This window comes from Jannaschia seohaensis, assembly GCF_900116765.1.
GTDB classification, from domain to species: domain Bacteria; phylum Pseudomonadota; class Alphaproteobacteria; order Rhodobacterales; family Rhodobacteraceae; genus Jannaschia; species Jannaschia seohaensis.
Window position 1 is genome coordinate 59472 of sequence record NZ_UETC01000002.1, and the last position, 16037, is coordinate 75508.

Here is a 16037-nt window from a genome sequence, read left to right on the forward strand (position 1 = left end):
CGCGTGGCAGAGCGCCTCGCGTCAGCTCCGCCCCTTCCACGGCACCAGCCAGTTCTCGGCCTTGCGCATCAGGATGTCGATGCCGAAGCCGATGATGCCGATCAGGATGATCCCCATCAGGACCACGTCGGTCATCTGGAACTTGGAGGCGGCGATGATCATCATGCCCGCCCCCTGCTGCGCGGCGACCAGTTCGGCGGCGACGACCGTGCCCCAGCAGACGCCCATGGCGACGCGCGCGCCGGTGAAGATCTCGGGCAGGGAGTTGGGGATGATGACGTAGCGCAGGATCTGCCATTTGGAGGCGCCCAGCGAATAGGCCGCGTGGACCTTGGTGATGTTCACCCCCGAGACCCCCGCCCGTGCCGCGATCGCCATGATCCAGAGCGCGGCCAGGAAGAGCAGCACGATCTTGCCCGTCTCGCCGATGCCGAACCAGATGATGACCAGCGGGATCAGCGCTAGCGGCGGGACCGGGCGCATGAACTCCACAATCGGGTCGAACCATCCGCGGAACCAGTCGTTCAGGCCCATGGCGTAGCCCAGCGGGATGCCGACCAGGGCGCCGCAGGCAAAGCCCACAAGGACGCGCATCAGCGAATAGAACAGATGCTCCCAAAGGGTCACGTTCTGGAACCCGTTCGCCGCGATATCGAAGAGCGAGCCGACCACGCTTTCGGGAGAGGGCAGCCAGATCTCCTCCATCTGGAAGCCCCGCGCGGGCGAGACGTTGAGCGAACCGCGCGGCGTCATCGTCACTTCGCCATCGGAGAAGGTGACGGTCATGCCCGGCTCGATGGGCTGGCCCTCGACGGCGATGACACGGACCTCCTCGCCCTCGTCGTTGCGCGCGGCGCGAACGAGTTCGGAGCGGTAGGCCGGAATCAGCGTCACGTCGTTCTTGGCGAAGCCATCCCCCGGCTCGATCTCAGGCGTCTCCGGATCTTCGCCCAGCGGGTGGACCAGCATGGTGACGATGGCGTCATCGGTCGCCCCGCTCGCATCCTGGGCGGTGTAGGAGAAGCTCGTCTCCCCCAGGAACGGGCCGGGGACGTGGATCGGGACCAGCTTGGAGCCGGTGAATGCGCCCCAGAGCAGAAAGATCACCACGACCGAGATGATCGAGGCCGCGCGATTGGGGCGCACCGCACTCTCATCGCCGAAGGTGACGGTCTTGAGCGAGGTGAAGTCCTTGCGCTGGCGACCCCGGGTGAGGACGCCGACGATCAGCATCGCGCCGACGAAGAGGGCGATATAGAGAGCAAGCAGGATGATACCGGTCATGTCAGGCGTTCTCCGTCCGGCCCATGATTTCCTCTTCCATCTCCCAGATCATCGAAAGGATCTCCTCCCGCTTCTGGCCGAAATCCGGGTGTTTCTTGACCTCGCGCAGGTCCTGATCGACGCCCATCTCGGCGAAGGGCAGTCGGTATTCCTTGTGGATGCGGCCCGGGCGCGGCGCCATCACCAGCAGCCGCTCCCCCAGGAGGAGCGCCTCCTCGACCGAATGGGTGATGAGGATGATGGTCTTGCCGGTCTCCTTCCAGAGCTTCAGCACCAGCCCCTGCATCTTCTCGCGGGTCAACGCGTCCAGCGCGCCCAGCGGCTCGTCCATCAGAATCACGTCCGGCTCATTGGCGAGGCAGCGGGCCAGGGCCACGCGCTGCTGCATCCCGCCGGAGAGTTCGTAGATCGCCTTCTCCTTGAAGGCGCCGAGGCCGGTGATCTCCAGCAGGCGGTCGGAGGTCTTTCGGCGCTCCTCCAGGGGTACGCCGGCCATGCGGGGGCCGAATTCCACATTCTCGCGCACGCTCATCCATTCGAACAGCGCGCCTTGCTGAAAGACCATGCCGCGCTCGGCATCGGGGCCCGTGACCTTGTGGCCGTTGAGCACAATCTGCCCCTCGGTCGGCGCGAGAAATCCGGCCACGATATTGAGAAGCGTCGTCTTTCCGCAGCCCGATGGGCCCAGTACGCTCATCAGCTCGCCCGCCTTGAGATCGAGCGTCACGTTCTTGAGTGCCTGTACGAAGCTGCCATTGGGCAGGTCAAAGCGCATCGACACGTCGTCGATTTTAAGTCCGGTCATCCTGTCCCCCTGCCCCGGTCTGGTCTGCTGGGCCGGGGCGCCCTCGCGCGCCCCGGCCCGTCGCATCGGTTGGGTTCACATGCCCTGCGTCGCCGCCAGAGGCCCGGTATCGACCGCGTCCTCATAGGTCTCCAGCGCGGCGGGAATGGAGCCCGCCTCGGCGAAGACACCGGCCACGCCCTTCATGAAGTTCTGCGCGGCCCCGCCCAGCCAGCGCTCGCTCAGCTGCGCCTCGACCGAGGGGAAGACGAAGGTGGCGATCGTGTCGCGCGTGGCCTCAAGCTCCATGCCCGCGTCTTCGGCGATCACGGCCAGCATCTCTTCGGTGTTCTCGCCCGAGTTCCACATCGCGTTGGCGTCGGCGGTCACCTTCAAGAACTTGGCGACCAGATCCGGGTTCTCGGCGACGAAGTCGGCGGGGGCCGAGGTCACGTCGAAGACCAGGATGCCCAGCTCTTCCTTCTCGGCGCCGGTCAGCAGGACGTTGCCATGCTCCTTCATGCGTCGCAGCGCGCCGCCCCAGCCGCAGGCCATGTCGAGCGAGCCCTGCGCGAGCGCGGCGGCGCCTTCCGCGGGGGCCATATCGACCACTTCCATCGTCGTGACGTCGACGCCGAAATGGTTCATCTGGCTGAGGAAGCCGTAATGGGCGGCGGTCCCGATCGGCACGGCGACGCGCTTGCCTTCGAGATCGGCGGTCGTGTCCTTGTCGATCTCCAGCGCCTCGGCGACGACGCAGTTGTCGTTGTCCGAGTAGCTGACCGCCACGTCCACGATCTTGAGGTCCTGGCCCGCCGAGGCCGCGACGACGAAGGGCGGCACGCCCTGGCTGACGGCGAGTTGCACATCGCCCGAGGCCATCGCCGCCGACATGGCGGTACCGGTGTCGAAGGCGACCCAGTTGATACCGACGCCCATCTCTTCTTCGTAGGTGCCGTTCACCTTCGCGTATTGGAAGGGCATCGGCCATTCCAGGAAGTAGGCGACGGTGATCTCGTCGATATGCGCATCGGCCAGCGCGACCTGAGCGCCAGACAGCATCGCACCGGCGGCGACCGCACCAAGCAACTTGGACTTGAGTTTCATTCGATCTCTCCCGTTGAGTAACGTACTCGGAGGCTCTGCGACCTCTCTGGCCCTTACGGGAACATGGGGACATGGGGCTGTGCAAGCCGCTAGCGGCCTGGATATACCGGGGAGCGCGTGCTGGACCTATCCGACGGACCGACCCGGTCCGCGTCGGCGCATCGGAGGGCGACACGCCCGAATCCTGCGCGCTCCGTTTGCGGGAACGGGATCGGCGCCCTCCCGCCCGGCGCCGGCTGGACCTAGGGGCCGCGCAGGCCTGGCCCTATCCCCGGCTGGACGCAGACGGCAAATCCGCAGATGATCGCGCCCGCAGAGCCACGCCTGCGCGGCTCCCCCCCCGGAGGACATGATATGGACGACTTGAAACCCAACGACCTGAGCGCCGTCGTCGAAGCCGATCGGGCGCATATCTGGCACCACCTGCTGCCGCACAAGGCGCTCGAGACGACCGATCCCCGCATCATCGTCGAAGGCCGCGGGATGAAGGTCTGGGACCAGCACGGCAAGGAGCATCTCGACGCGGTCTCTGGCGGCGTCTGGACCGTCAATGTGGGCTATGGCCGCGAGGAGATCGCGGACGCCGTGCGCGACCAGCTCGTCAAGATGAACTATTTCGCGCAGACCGCGGGCTCCATCCCCGGCTCGATGTTCGCCGAAAAGCTGATCTCGAAGATGCCGGGCCTGAGCCGGGTCTTCTACGCCAACTCGGGCTCTGAGGCGAACGAGAAGGCGTTCAAAATGATCCGCCAGATCAGCGCGCGCAAGCATGGCGGCAAGAAGCACAAGATCCTCTACCGCGAGCGCGACTATCACGGCACCACCATCGCCTGCCTCTCGGCCGGCGGCCAGCAGGAGCGGAACGCCCATTACGGGCCGTTCACGCCGGGCTTCGTCGAGGTCCCGCACTGCCTGGAATATCGCCGCCACGAACAGGGGCTGGAGCATCTCTCGGGCGCCGAATACGGCCGCGCCGCCGCCGATGCCATCGAAGAGGTCATCCTGCGCGAGGGCCCCGACACGGTCGGCGCGCTCTGCCTTGAGCCGATCACGGCGGGCGGCGGCGTCATCGTGCCGCCCGAAGGCTATTGGGAGCGCGTGCAGGAGATCGTCGAGAAATACGACCTTCTGCTGCATATCGACGAGGTCGTCTGCGGCGTCGGCCGCACCGGCACCTGGTTCGGCTATCAGCATTACGGCGTGAAGCCCGATTTCGTGACCATGGCCAAGGGCGTCGCCTCGGGCTACGCGGCGATCTCCTGCCTGGTGACCACCGAGGCGGTGTTCGAGCAGTTCAAGGACGATCCCACCGACAAGCTGCACTATTTCCGCGACGTGTCGACCTTCGGCGGCTGCACGGCCGGACCCGCCGCGGCGCTGGTCAACATGGAGATCATCGAGCGCGAAGGGCTCCTGGAGAACTGCCAGGAGATGGGCGCGCGGATGCTGCGCAATCTCGGCCAGTTGATGGAAAAGCACGAGGTCATTGGCGATGTGCGCGGCAAGGGCCTGTTCCTGGGCGCCGAGCTTGTGAGCGACCGCGACGCCAAGACCCCCGTCGAAGAAGCCCATGTGCAGGCGGTCCTGGCCGACTGCATGAAGCAGGGGGTCATCATCGGCGCGTCCAACCGCTCGATCCCGGGGCGAAACAACACGCTCTGCTTCAGCCCCGCGCTGATCGCCAAGCCCGACGACATCGACGCCATCACCGAGGCCGTGGACGGCGCCCTGGGCCGCGTGTTCGGCCACTGAGCGGCACCGCCCGGTTGCGGCGATTTGAACCGATCGGCCCCCTCGACCCCACGGTCGAGGGGGCTAAATCTTGCAGCATGGCCAGATCCATGCCCGACCTCTTTCTCGACAGCGCGGCCATCGGCGTCGTCGTCTCGACCGTGTCGCTCGAAGCGATTCTTCTGCTCGACCCCATCGGCATGGGCGCGGTCCTGGCCGGATTGGGCCCCATCGTGCTGACGCTGATCTGGCTGCACGTGATCGGGATGGCCGCACCGCTCGCGACTTTGGTGCTGCTGATGGGCGAAACCGACACATCCGACGACTTGTAAGGGCCGGGTCCGGGGCGCATAGCTCCGGTCATGGCCATCGCCGCGGAAAGTTTCGTCCTGGATCCGGGTCACACCGGCACGCTGCAACGGCAGTTGCAGGAGATCGTGACCGGCGGCATCCTCTCCGGGCGCTTCCGCCCCGGCGACCGAATGCCGTCATCGCGGGGGCTGGCCCGGCATCTCGGAATCAGCCGGATCACGGTGACGCTGGCCTATACCGAACTCGTCGCCAACGACTACCTCACCTCGCGCGGACGCTCGGGCTATTTCGTGTCCGACAGCGCGCCCACGCCGCCGGTGCTTCCGGTCGGCGCCCTCCCGGTCGAGGATCGGGTGGATTGGAACGCCGCCATGGTCCGCCGCTTCTCCGCCGGCCCCGACCTGGAGCGGCCGCGGGATTGGCGCAGCTATCGCTATCCGTTCATTTACGGCCAGACCGATGCGCGGCTCTTCGACCATCGCAACTGGCGGCGCTGCGCCTTGCAGGCGCTGGGCGCGCGCGATTTCGAGGCGACGACCTCCGACAGCTACGGGCGCGACGACGCGCTGCTGGTGGAGCAGATCGTGCGCCACATCCTGCCCCGCCGCGGCATCGCCGCCGAGCCGGATCAGGTGCTCATCACGCTCGGCGCGCAGAACGCGCTCTGGATGGTGTCGCGCATCCTGCTGACGCAAGATCGCCTGGCGGCCATCGAACATCCCGGCTATCCCGCGCTGCGCACCATTCTGGGGCGCTCGGGCGCGCGGAGCGTGGCGTTGCAGATCGACGCCGCAGGCCTGCCGCCGGAAAGCGTGCCGCCCGAGACGGATGTCGTCTTCGTCACGCCCTCCCACCATTGCCCGACCTCGGCCACCATGCCCGTCGCCCGCCGCCGAGAGCTGCTGGCCCGCGCCGACCGCGACGATTTCCTGATCGTCGAGGACGATTACGAGTTCGAGTTGGCCTTCGCCGCGCCCCCGGCCCCGGCGCTCAAGTCGCTCGATCGCTCCGGTCGGGTGATCTATATCGGCTCTTTCGCCAAGAGCCTCTTTCCCGGTCTGCGGCTCGGCTATCTCGTGGCCTCCGCGCCTTTCATCGCCGAGGCACGGGCGCTGCGCTCGCTCTTGGTGCGGCACGTGCCCGGCCATCTCCAACGCGCCGCCGCCTACTTCCTGGAGCAAGGCCATTACGACGCGCAGATCCACCGGATGGCCCGCGTCTACCGCGAGCGGCGCGCGACCGCCGAAGCCGCCATCGCGGCCCACGGCCTGACCGCGCTGGGCGCCAACACTTTCGGCGGCTCCTCCTTCTGGATGCAGAGCCGCGACGTGCCCGCCGAGATTCTCGCGGCGCGTCTGCGCAACCGAGGTGTGCTGATCGAACCCGGCGGTCCATTCTTCGGCGCGGACGATCCGGGCGACCGCTACCGCCTCGCCTATTCCTCGATCGCGCGCGAGGACATCCCCGAAGGTCTGCGCCGCATCGCCGAGGCGGGCGGCTAGGTCCAGGCCCTCTGGGGAGCGAACTGGCCCTAGGCCAGCTTGGAAGCTGGCCCTAACGCTGCATTGACCCCGACCCTATTATTGCGGCACACTCCGACCAATGAGACTCATGGTCTCAATTTTCGATATGCTCCGGGGAGGAAGCACCGCCATGAAGATGACCACCGAGGAAGCCTTCGTCAAAACCCTACAGGCGCATGGCATCCGCCATGCTTTCGGGATCATCGGCTCGGCCATGATGCCGATTTCCGACATCTTCCCTGCCGCGGGCATCACCTTCTGGGACTGCGCGCATGAGGGCAGTGCGGGCATGATGGCCGACGGGTACACCCGCGCCACCGGCGAGATGTCGATGATGATCGCGCAGAACGGCCCGGGCATCACCAACTTCGTCACCGCGGTGAAGACGGCCTACTGGAACCACACCCCGCTTTTGCTGGTCACGCCGCAGGCGGCCAACAAGACCATCGGCCAGGGCGGCTTCCAGGAAGTCGAGCAGATGAAGCTGTTCGAGGACATGGTCGCCTATCAGGAAGAGGTCCGCGACCCGACCCGCGTGGCCGAGGTCCTGACCCGCGTCATCGCCAAGGCCAAGCGCCTGTCCGGCCCGGCCCAGATCAACATCCCGCGCGACTTCTGGACCCAGGTCGTCGACATCACCATCCCTGAGCCGATCGAATTCGAGGTCTCTCCGGGCGGCGAGAACTCCGTTCGCAAGGCGGCGGAACTCCTGTCTTCGGCCAAGAACCCGGTCATCCTGAACGGCGCGGGCGTCGTTCTGTCCGAGGGCGGGATCGCCGCCTCCATGGCGCTGGCCGAGCGGCTCGATGCGCCGGTCTGCGTCGGCTACCAGCACAACGACGCCTTCCCGGGCTCGCACCCGCTGTTTGCCGGTCCGCTGGGCTATAACGGGTCGAAGGCCGGCATGCAGCTGATCAAGGACGCGGATGTCGTGCTCTGCCTCGGCACGCGCCTCAACCCGTTCTCCACCCTGCCCGGCTACGGCATGGAATACTGGCCCGCCGACGCCAAGATCATCCAGGTCGACATCAACCCCGACCGGATCGGCCTGACCAAGAAGGTCACCGTGGGCATCGTCGGCGACGCGGCCAAGGTCGCGACCGGCATCCTGAACGGCCTCTCCGACTCTGCGGGCGACGCCGGACGCGACGAGCGCAAGGCGAAGATCGCTCAGACGAAATCCGCCTGGAAACAGGAGCTGTCGAGCCTCGACCACGAGCAGGACGATCCCGGCACCAGCTGGAACGAGCGCGCCCGCCAAGCCCGCCCCGACTGGATGTCGCCGCGTCAGGCGTGGCGTGCGATCCAGCAGGCCCTCCCGCGCGAGGCGATCATCTCCTCCGACATCGGCAACAACTGCGCCATCGGCAACGCCTATCCGGATTTCGACGAGGGCCGGAAATATCTGGCGCCGGGCCTCTTCGGCCCCTGCGGCTACGGCCTGCCCGCGATCGTCGGCGCCAAGATCGGCAAGCCCGATGTCCCGGTCGTGGGCTTCGCCGGTGACGGCGCCTTCGGCATCGCCGTGAACGAGCTGACCGCCATCGGGCGCGAGGAATGGCCCGCCATCACGCAGATCGTGTTCCGCAACTATCAGTGGGGCGCGGAGAAGCGGAACTCGACCCTCTGGTTCGACGACAACTTCGTCGGCACCGAGCTCGACATGAAGGTGAGCTACGCCAAGATCGCCGAGGCCTGCGGCCTCAAGGGCGTTCAGGCCAAGACCATGGACGAGCTGACCGACGCGCTGAACACCGCGATCAAGGATCAGATGGAGAACAACACCACCACCCTGATCGAGGTCATCCTCAACCAGGAACTGGGCGAGCCCTTCCGTCGCGACGCGATGAAGAAGCCGGTGCGCGTGGCGGGCATCTCCAAGGACGACATGGCCCACGCGGCCGAATGACGGCCATCACAGCGCGGGCGGGGGGGCAGCCCCCCGCCCTCGTCGCGCCACATCTGAATGAATGGCCGGTGACGGGCCCGCTGCCGGTCTCCGCCAGCCTGGATTTCCGTGTCCCGGGGCGGCCGGTTTCGGCTGCTCGGCGCCAGCTAGGTCCGCTCTTGCGCCCCCGTACCGGCTCGGCGGGCGGGTCCTTTCCCCGCGCCGCAGATCAGCCCTTCGGCCAAAGCCTCATCCGACTGGGCGCGGGTGCCCGCCATCGACACCCCGCTGAACTCGGTCGGACCATCGGCGTGAGCCCAAAACGAGACGGTCACAGCGAATGAGTTTCTTCGACACCCTCCGCGCCCGGGCCCAAGCCGCCTGCCATCACATCGTCTTGCCCGAGGGCACCGACCCCCGCGTGCAGGAGGCCGCCGGCCGTGCCGTGGCCGAGGGCCTGGCGCGTATCACCCTGCTCGCACCCGAGGGCACCGCTCTGCCGGACGGCGTGACGCTCGAAGACCCGACGAAGAGCGCCCGCAGGGACGCGATGAGCGCCGCCTATCTCGCCGCCCGCGCTAAGAAATCCCCCACGGACGAGCAGGCCGCCGCGGCCATCTCGGACCCGCTGGTCTGGGCTGCGCTGATGGTCCGCGCGGGCTTCGCGGAGGGCACCATCGGCGGCGCCGTCGCCACGACCTCCGACACGGTGCGCGCCGCGCTCCAGATGATCGGCACCGCGCCGGGCGCCCCGCTCGTCTCCAGCTTCTTCCTGATGGTGCTGCCCGAGACGCACCCGACCCGCCCCGGGGCGGGCCTGATCTTCTCCGATTGCGGCCTCGTCATCGACCCGTCGCCCGAGGAGCTCGCCGCCATCGCCACCCAGGCCGCCGCCTCCGCCGAAGCGCTGCTCGGCGAGGCCGCCAAGGTCGCCATGCTCAGCTTCTCGACCAAGGGCTCCGCCAGGCATGCCCGCGTGACCAAGGTCACCGACGCGCTTGCGCTGCTGGCCGACGCCCCCTTCGCCGTCGATGGAGAGCTTCAGTTCGACGCGGCCTTCGACGCGGGGGTGGGCGCCGCCAAGGCGCCGGGCAGCGCGGTCGCCGGCCACGCCAACGTGATGGTCTTCCCCAATCTCGATGCCGGCAATCTGGGCTACAAGATCGCCCAGCGCATCGGCGGCGCGACCGCCATCGGCCCCGTCCTCCAGGGCCTCGCCAAGCCTGCCAACGACCTCAGCCGGGGCTGTACCGCCGAGGACATCCTCGACATGATCGCCGTCACCTCGGCGCAGATCGACGCCACCAAGGGAGCAACGCCATGAACCAGCCCGTGCTCAATCTCTCCCCCAAGGTGGGCGACGAGATCCGCAAAACCACCTGCTACATGTGCGCGTGCCGCTGCGGCATCGACGTCCACATCAAACACACCGACAAGGGCGACAAGGTCGCCTATATCGAGGGAAATCGTGATCACCCGGTGAACCAGGGCGTGCTCTGCGCCAAGGGCTCCGCCGGGATCATGCAGCACAACGCGCCCTCCCGCCTGCGCCAGCCGATGAAGCGCGTGGGCCCCCGCGGCTCGGGCGAGTTCGAGCCGATCTCCTGGGACGAGGCCTACGACATCGCGGCAAGCTGGCTGGAGCCGATCCGGCGCGAGGACCCGTCCAAGCTCGCCTTCTTTACCGGCCGCGACCAGTCGCAAAGCTTCACCTCTTGGTGGGCGCAGGCCTTCGGCACGCCCAATTACGCGGCCCATGGCGGCTTCTGCTCGGTCAACATGGCGGCGGGCGGCATCTATACGATGGGCGGCGCCTTCTGGGAGTTCGGGCAGCCGGATTGGGAGCGCACCAAGCTCTTCATCCTCTTCGGCGTGGCCGAGGACCACGACAGCAACCCCATCAAGATGGGCATCGGCAAGATGAAGGCGCTGGGCGGCAAGGTCGTCGGCGTGAACCCCATCCGCTCCGGCTATAATGCCGTGGCTGATGACTGGTTCGGCGTGACGCCCGGCACCGACGGCCTCTTGATCCTGTCTCTGGTCCATTGCCTGCTCAAGGCCGGCAAGATTGACCTCGACTACCTCGCGCAGTTCACCGACGCGCCCGTCCTCATCGATGCGCGCCCCGGGCCGACCGAAGGTCTGCCGCTCAAGGACGATGACGGCCACGCCCTGGTCTGGTGCCGCGCCGAGAACCGCGTGCGGTGCTACGACGCCGAAGGGGTCGAGCCCTCGCTCACCGCCACATGGGAGCAGGACGGCGTGACGCACCGGACGGTGTTCGCGCATATGGCCGAGAAATATCTCAGCGCCGACTACTCCCCCGAGGCCGTGGCCGAGCGCGTCGGCATCCCCGCCCCCCGCATCCGCGCGCTCGCCAACGAAATCGCCCGCGTCGCCTTCGAGGAGGAGATCGAACTCGACCACGAATGGACCGATTTCCGCGGCCGCACCCACAAGACGATGAAGGGCCGCCCCGTCAGCTTCCACGCCATGCGCGGCATCTCGGCCCATGCCAACGGCTTCCAGACCTGCCGCGCGCTGCACATGCTGCAAATCCTGATCGGCTCGGTCGAGACCCCCGGCGGCTTCCGCTTCAAACCGCCCTACCCCAAGGCCGCGACGATCCACCCAAAGCCCCATTGCAAGGTCACGCCCGGCGCGCCCCTCGACGGCCCTCATCTGGGCTTCACCCACGGTCCCGAAGACCTGTGCCTGAAGGAAGACGGCTCCCCCGCGCGGATCGATAAAGCCTATACCTGGGAAAACCCCATGAGCTCCCATGGCATGATGCATATGGTGATCTCGAACGCCCATGCGGGCGATCCCTACAAGATCGACACCCTGTTCCTCTACATGGCGAACATGGCGTGGAACTCGTCGATGAACACGTCCGGCACGATGAAGATGCTGTCGGATACCGACGAGAACGGCGATTACGTGATCCCGCATATCATCTATTCCGACGCCTATAGCTCGGAGATGGTCGCCTATGCGGACCTCATTCTGCCCGATACCACCTATCTGGAGCGCCACGACTGCATCTCGCTGCTCGACCGCCCGATCTGCGAGGCCGAGGCCGCCGCTGACGCCATCCGCTGGCCCGTGGTGGAGCCCGATCGCGACGTGCGCGGCTTCCAGACGGCGTTGATCCAACTCGGCGCCAAGATGGGTCTCCCCGGCTTCGTGAAGGAAGACGGTACGCCGAAATTCGCCGATTACGCCGATTATATCGTCAACCACGAACGCCGCCCCGGCGTGGGGCCGCTGATGGGCTGGCGCGGCAATGGCGACGAGACCGGGCGCGGCGCGGTCAACCCCAACCAGCTCGACCGCTATATCGAAAACGGCGGCTTCTGCCTCGCCCATATCCCCGAGCACGCGCAGTTCTACAAACCGTGGAACGCCGCCTATCAGGACTGGGCCGTGGAGATCGGCCTCTACGACAAAGCGTCCCCCTACATCTTCACGCTCTGGTGCGAGCCACTGCGCAAGTTCCAGCTGGCCGCCGAGGGCCATGGAGAGCGCCAGCCCCCCGATCACCTGCGGGAGCGCATGAAGGCCACGATGGACCCGCTCCCGATCTGGTGGGATCCGACCGCCGCCCATGATGGCGAGGGCAAGTTCACCGTGACGGCGCTGACCCAGCGACCGATGGCGATGTACCATTCCTGGGGCACGCAGAACGCCTGGCTGCGCCAGATCCACGGCATGAACCCGCTCTACGTCCCGACCAAGCTCTGGCAGCAGCATAGCTTCGCCGAGGGCGACTGGGCCCGCGTGACCTCCCCGCACGGAGAGATCACCGTCCCCGTCGCCCATATGCCCGCGCTCAACGAGAACACGGTCTGGACCTGGAACGCCATCGGCAAGCGCCGCGGCGCCTGGGCGCTCCACGACAATGCGCCCGAGTCGAACAAGGGCTTCCTGCTGAACCACCTCATCCACGAGCTTCTGCCGCCCAAGAAGGACGGGATGCGCTGGTCCAACTCCGACCCGATCACCGGCCAGGCGGCGTGGTTCGACCTGAAGGTGGCGATCGAAAAAACCGCGCCCCCCGCCGATCTGCGCTCCAAGCCGGACACCGGATCCCAGAAGAGCCCGGTCGGCGCAGGCCCCCAAAAGCTCGCCTGGGAGGTGAAATGACCCTCCTTCTTCTGGCCAGAAATACTCCCGGGGGTCCGGGGGGCTGGCCCCCCGGCGCTCTCCGCAAGCGAGGACCGACGACATGACCTCCCTTCCGACCACCGTCCAGAAGAAGCTGGGCCTCGTCATCGATCTGGATACCTGCGTGGGCTGCCATGCCTGCGTCACGGCCTGCAAAGGCTGGAACACGCAGAATTACGGCGCGCCGCTCTCGGATCAGGACCCCTATGGCAAGGCGTCCGGGACGTTCCTCAACCGGATCCACGCCTTCCAGGTTCAGCCGGACCCGACCCTGGCCGAGCATGTGCCGCCGCGTCTTGCCCAGACGGTCCATTTCCCCAAGTCCTGCCTGCATTGCGACGACGCACCCTGCGTCACGGTCTGCCCCACCGGCGCCAGCTACAAGCGGGCCGAGGACGGGATCGTGCTGGTCAACGAGGATGCCTGCATGGGCTGCGGCCTCTGCGCCTGGGCCTGCCCCTATGGCGCGCGGGAGATCGACGAGGAGGCGGGGGTGATGAAGAAATGCACACTCTGCGTCGACCGGATCTATAACGAAAATCTGCCCGAAGAGGATCGGAAGCCCGCCTGCGTCCGCACCTGCCCCGCCGGCGCGCGCCATTTCGGCGACCTGTCCGACCCGGAGAGCGACGTCTCCAAGCTGGTGGCCAAGCGCGGCGGGATGGACCTGATGCCCGAGCAGGGCACCGCGCCGGTCAACAAGTACCTCCCGCCGCGGCCCAAGGACACGATCCAGGCGCCGGAACTGACCGGCGACGAGGACATCCTCGCCCCCTTCCTCGCCCCCGTCGCCGAAGAGCCGCAGGGCCTCCTGGCTTGGGTCGACCGCACGTTGGAGAAGATCTGATGCATCCCGCTCCCTCCGTTATCATCTTCTCCACGCTCTCCGGCGCGGGCTTCGGCCTGCTGGCCTTCCTCGGTCTTGGCCTGCCGGTCGTGACCGGCTGGGTCGCCTTCGGCTTCTACCTGATCGGCTTCGCGCTGGCCGTGGGCGGCCTGCTCTCGGCCGTCTTCCACCTGCAGAACCCCAAGAACGCCTGGCGCAGCTACAGCCAATGGCGCTCCTCCTGGCTCTCGCGCGAGATGTGGGCGGCGATCGGCGCGCTGCTGGCGATGGGACTCTACGCCTTTCTCCAGGTCTTCTTCGCCACCACGATCGCCCCGCTCGGCTGGCTAGGTGCCGCCCTGTCGCTCGCGACGGTGTTCACCACGTCGATGATCTACGCCCAGCTCAAGACCGTGCCGCGCTGGAACCAGCTGCCCGTGACGCCGCTGATGTTTCTCAGCTGCGCCCTGGCCGGCGGCGCGCTGCTCTCGGCCAATCTGGCGGCGGCGGGCGTGCTGCTGCTGACCGCGGGCGGCGTGACCGTCTGGTATTGGGTGGCGGGCGACGGGCGCTTCGCGGAGGCCGGGTCCACGGCGCGCACCGCGACCGGCCTGGGCGGCGCCGTCTCGCTTTGGGAAAAGCCCCATACCGGCGAGAACTACCTCACCCGCGAGATGGTCTTCCAGATCGGGCGCAAGCACGCGGTCAAGCTGCGGGCCATCGCCCTGGTGCTGATGGTCGGGCTGCCGCTGATCCTCATCCTGCTGCCCATGAGCCACGTGACGGCCGTCATCGCCGTGCTGTCGCATCTGGCGGGCGTGCTGACCCAGCGCTGGCTGTTCTTCGCCGAGGCCGAGCATGTCGTCGGCCTCTACTATGGCGCCCATGGCGCCAAGGCCGCCGCCTGAACGGCCCGTGGGGGGGCGCGGGGAAACCCGCGCCCTACCCTACTTCGCCAGATCGGTGAATTTCGCGTCCAGATAGTCGAGCAGCGGCGCCGCCGAAGGCGCCGCGCCGGTGGCATGCCGGATCGTCTCGGCGGGCGTACGCAGCGCGCCATGCACCTGCAAGCGGTCACGCATCCAGCCGGTGGCCTGCGACGGGTCGCCCTGGGCCAGCGCATCGTCGAGCCCCGGCAACTCGGCCCGCGCCGCAGCCATCAGGCAGCCCGCATAGAGGTTGCCCAGCGAATAGGTCGGGAAATAGCCGAACAGACCGATGGACCAGTGCACGTCCTGCATGAACCCGTTGGAGGGCTTGTCCACCGCCACCCCGAAATCCGCCTCGAACCGCGCGTTCCAGGCCTCCTCCAGGTCGTCCACCTCCAACTCGCCGCGCATCAACGCCCGCTCCAGATCGAAGCGCAGCATGACGTGGAGGTTGTAATGAAGCTCGTCGGCCTCAGTGCGGATGTAGCCCGAGCGCACCGCGTTGACGGCCCGGTAGAAGTCCCGCTCCGACGCGACGCCGATCTCGCCGAACAGATCCCGCATCCGGCCGTAGAGCCATCCGCAGAACGGCTCCGACCGCCCGATCTGGTTCTCGTAGCTGCGCGACTGGCTCTCATGCACGCCCATGGAGACGCCCTTGCCGATGGGCGTCAGCAGGTGATCGGCGGCGACGTTCTGCTCATAGCAGGCATGGCCGACCTCGTGGATCGTCGAATAGAGGCAGCCGAAAGGCTCCGCCTCGTCCACCCGCGTGGTGATCCGCACGTCCAGCCCCGAGCCGGAGGAGAAGGGATGCACGGCCAGGTCCAGCCGCCCGCGCGCGAAGTCATAGCCGAACCGCTCCGCGATCTCGCGGGCGAGTTGCAACTGCGCCTCCTTCGGGAAATGGCCCGTGAGCCTCGGGGCCGGCGGCGCGGCTAGCGCCGCCTCCCGCAGGGCCACCAGCCGGGGGCGCATCGTTCCGAACATCTCGGCCATGGCGTCCGCCGACCCGCCTGGCTCATAATCCTGCATCAGCGCGTCATAGGGATCGCCGCCTTCGGCCAGATGCGCGGCCTCTTCGCGCCGGAGCCGCACGACCTCGGCCAGAACGGGCCGAAAGGCCCCCGCATCCTCGGCCTCCCGCGCCTCGGCCCATATGCCCTGGGCCAGAGAGGTCACCCGAGCCAACTCGGCCGCCAGCCGGGCGGGGACTTTCTGGTTGCGAGCATAGCTGCGCCGCATCTCGCGCAGATTGGCGTCGGCGACATCGTCCTTCGCATGCGCCTCTTCCAGCCAGTCCCCCAGGCGCGGATCGGTCCGACGGGCATGGAGCACCTCTTCCAGCGCCGCCATCTCTTCGGAGCGCTGCCGCGCCGCGCCCCGGGGCATCATCGCCTCCTGGTCCCAGCCAGTGCGGCCGGCGACCTGGGCCAGGGCCTCGGTCACGCGCTGGAAGGACAGCAGGTCGTCGTAAGCGGGCATT

General features: G+C 67.4%; 12 protein-coding genes. 8 read left to right on the forward strand and 4 right to left on the reverse strand.

Going from position 1 to position 16037, the window contains the following annotated elements; translation table 11 throughout:
- Positions 1-21: 21 nt before the first annotated feature.
- From DTQ71_RS05020 to DTQ71_RS05030, 3 genes are all read right to left on the reverse strand, one after another.
- Entirely contained in the window at positions 22-1275 is a 1254-nt protein-coding gene (locus tag DTQ71_RS05020; RefSeq protein ID WP_109563743.1) for an ABC transporter permease, read from the reverse strand.
- A 10-nt stretch (positions 1276-1285) separates the two neighbouring features.
- On the reverse strand, positions 1286-2089 hold the full coding sequence (locus DTQ71_RS05025; RefSeq protein ID WP_109563204.1) for a taurine ABC transporter ATP-binding protein: 804 nt from the start codon (positions 2087-2089) through the stop codon (positions 1286-1288).
- Between the two features lie 75 nt (positions 2090-2164).
- On the reverse strand, positions 2165-3175 hold the full coding sequence (locus DTQ71_RS05030) for a taurine ABC transporter substrate-binding protein (protein ID WP_109563205.1): 1011 nt from the start codon (positions 3173-3175) through the stop codon (positions 2165-2167).
- A gap of 354 nt (positions 3176-3529) precedes the next feature.
- Here DTQ71_RS05030 and DTQ71_RS05035 point away from each other — a divergent pair, with 354 nt between their 5' ends.
- From DTQ71_RS05035 to DTQ71_RS05070, 8 genes are all read left to right on the forward strand, one after another.
- Positions 3530-4927, forward strand: a complete 1398-nt coding sequence (locus tag DTQ71_RS05035) for an aminotransferase family protein (protein WP_109563206.1) — start codon at positions 3530-3532, stop codon at positions 4925-4927.
- A gap of 77 nt (positions 4928-5004) precedes the next feature.
- Complete coding sequence (locus DTQ71_RS05040) at positions 5005-5238, forward strand: hypothetical protein (protein WP_146204800.1); 234 nt, start codon at positions 5005-5007, stop codon at positions 5236-5238.
- Between the two features lie 30 nt (positions 5239-5268).
- Positions 5269-6720 (forward strand): MocR-like pyridoxine biosynthesis transcription factor PdxR, encoded by a 1452-nt coding sequence (gene pdxR / locus DTQ71_RS05045; protein WP_109563208.1) that lies wholly within the window; start codon positions 5269-5271, stop codon positions 6718-6720.
- 151 nt (positions 6721-6871) lie between these two features.
- Entirely contained in the window at positions 6872-8650 is a 1779-nt protein-coding gene (gene xsc / locus DTQ71_RS05050; RefSeq protein ID WP_109563209.1) for a sulfoacetaldehyde acetyltransferase, read from the forward strand.
- Positions 8651-8969: 319 nt separating this feature from the next.
- Positions 8970-9953: a phosphotransacetylase gene (locus DTQ71_RS05055; protein WP_109563210.1), complete on the forward strand. Its 984-nt coding sequence runs from the start codon at positions 8970-8972 to the stop codon at positions 9951-9953.
- Positions 9950-12775, forward strand: a complete 2826-nt coding sequence (locus DTQ71_RS05060) for a molybdopterin oxidoreductase family protein (RefSeq protein ID WP_109563211.1) — start codon at positions 9950-9952, stop codon at positions 12773-12775. The genes DTQ71_RS05055 and DTQ71_RS05060 overlap by 4 nt, the downstream gene beginning before the upstream one ends.
- An 82-nt stretch (positions 12776-12857) precedes the next feature.
- Entirely contained in the window at positions 12858-13643 is a 786-nt protein-coding gene (locus tag DTQ71_RS05065; RefSeq protein ID WP_109563212.1) for a 4Fe-4S dicluster domain-containing protein, read from the forward strand.
- Entirely contained in the window at positions 13643-14530 is an 888-nt protein-coding gene (locus DTQ71_RS05070; protein ID WP_109563213.1) for a dimethyl sulfoxide reductase anchor subunit family protein, read from the forward strand. Before DTQ71_RS05065 ends, DTQ71_RS05070 begins: the two co-directional genes overlap by 1 nt.
- A gap of 39 nt (positions 14531-14569) precedes the next feature.
- On the opposite strand, the gene DTQ71_RS05075 is transcribed toward DTQ71_RS05070, so the two are convergent.
- Positions 14570-16036, reverse strand: coding sequence for a carboxypeptidase M32 (locus DTQ71_RS05075; RefSeq protein ID WP_109563214.1), 1467 nt, complete (start codon positions 16034-16036; stop codon positions 14570-14572).
- Position 16037: the final 1 nt, after the last annotated feature.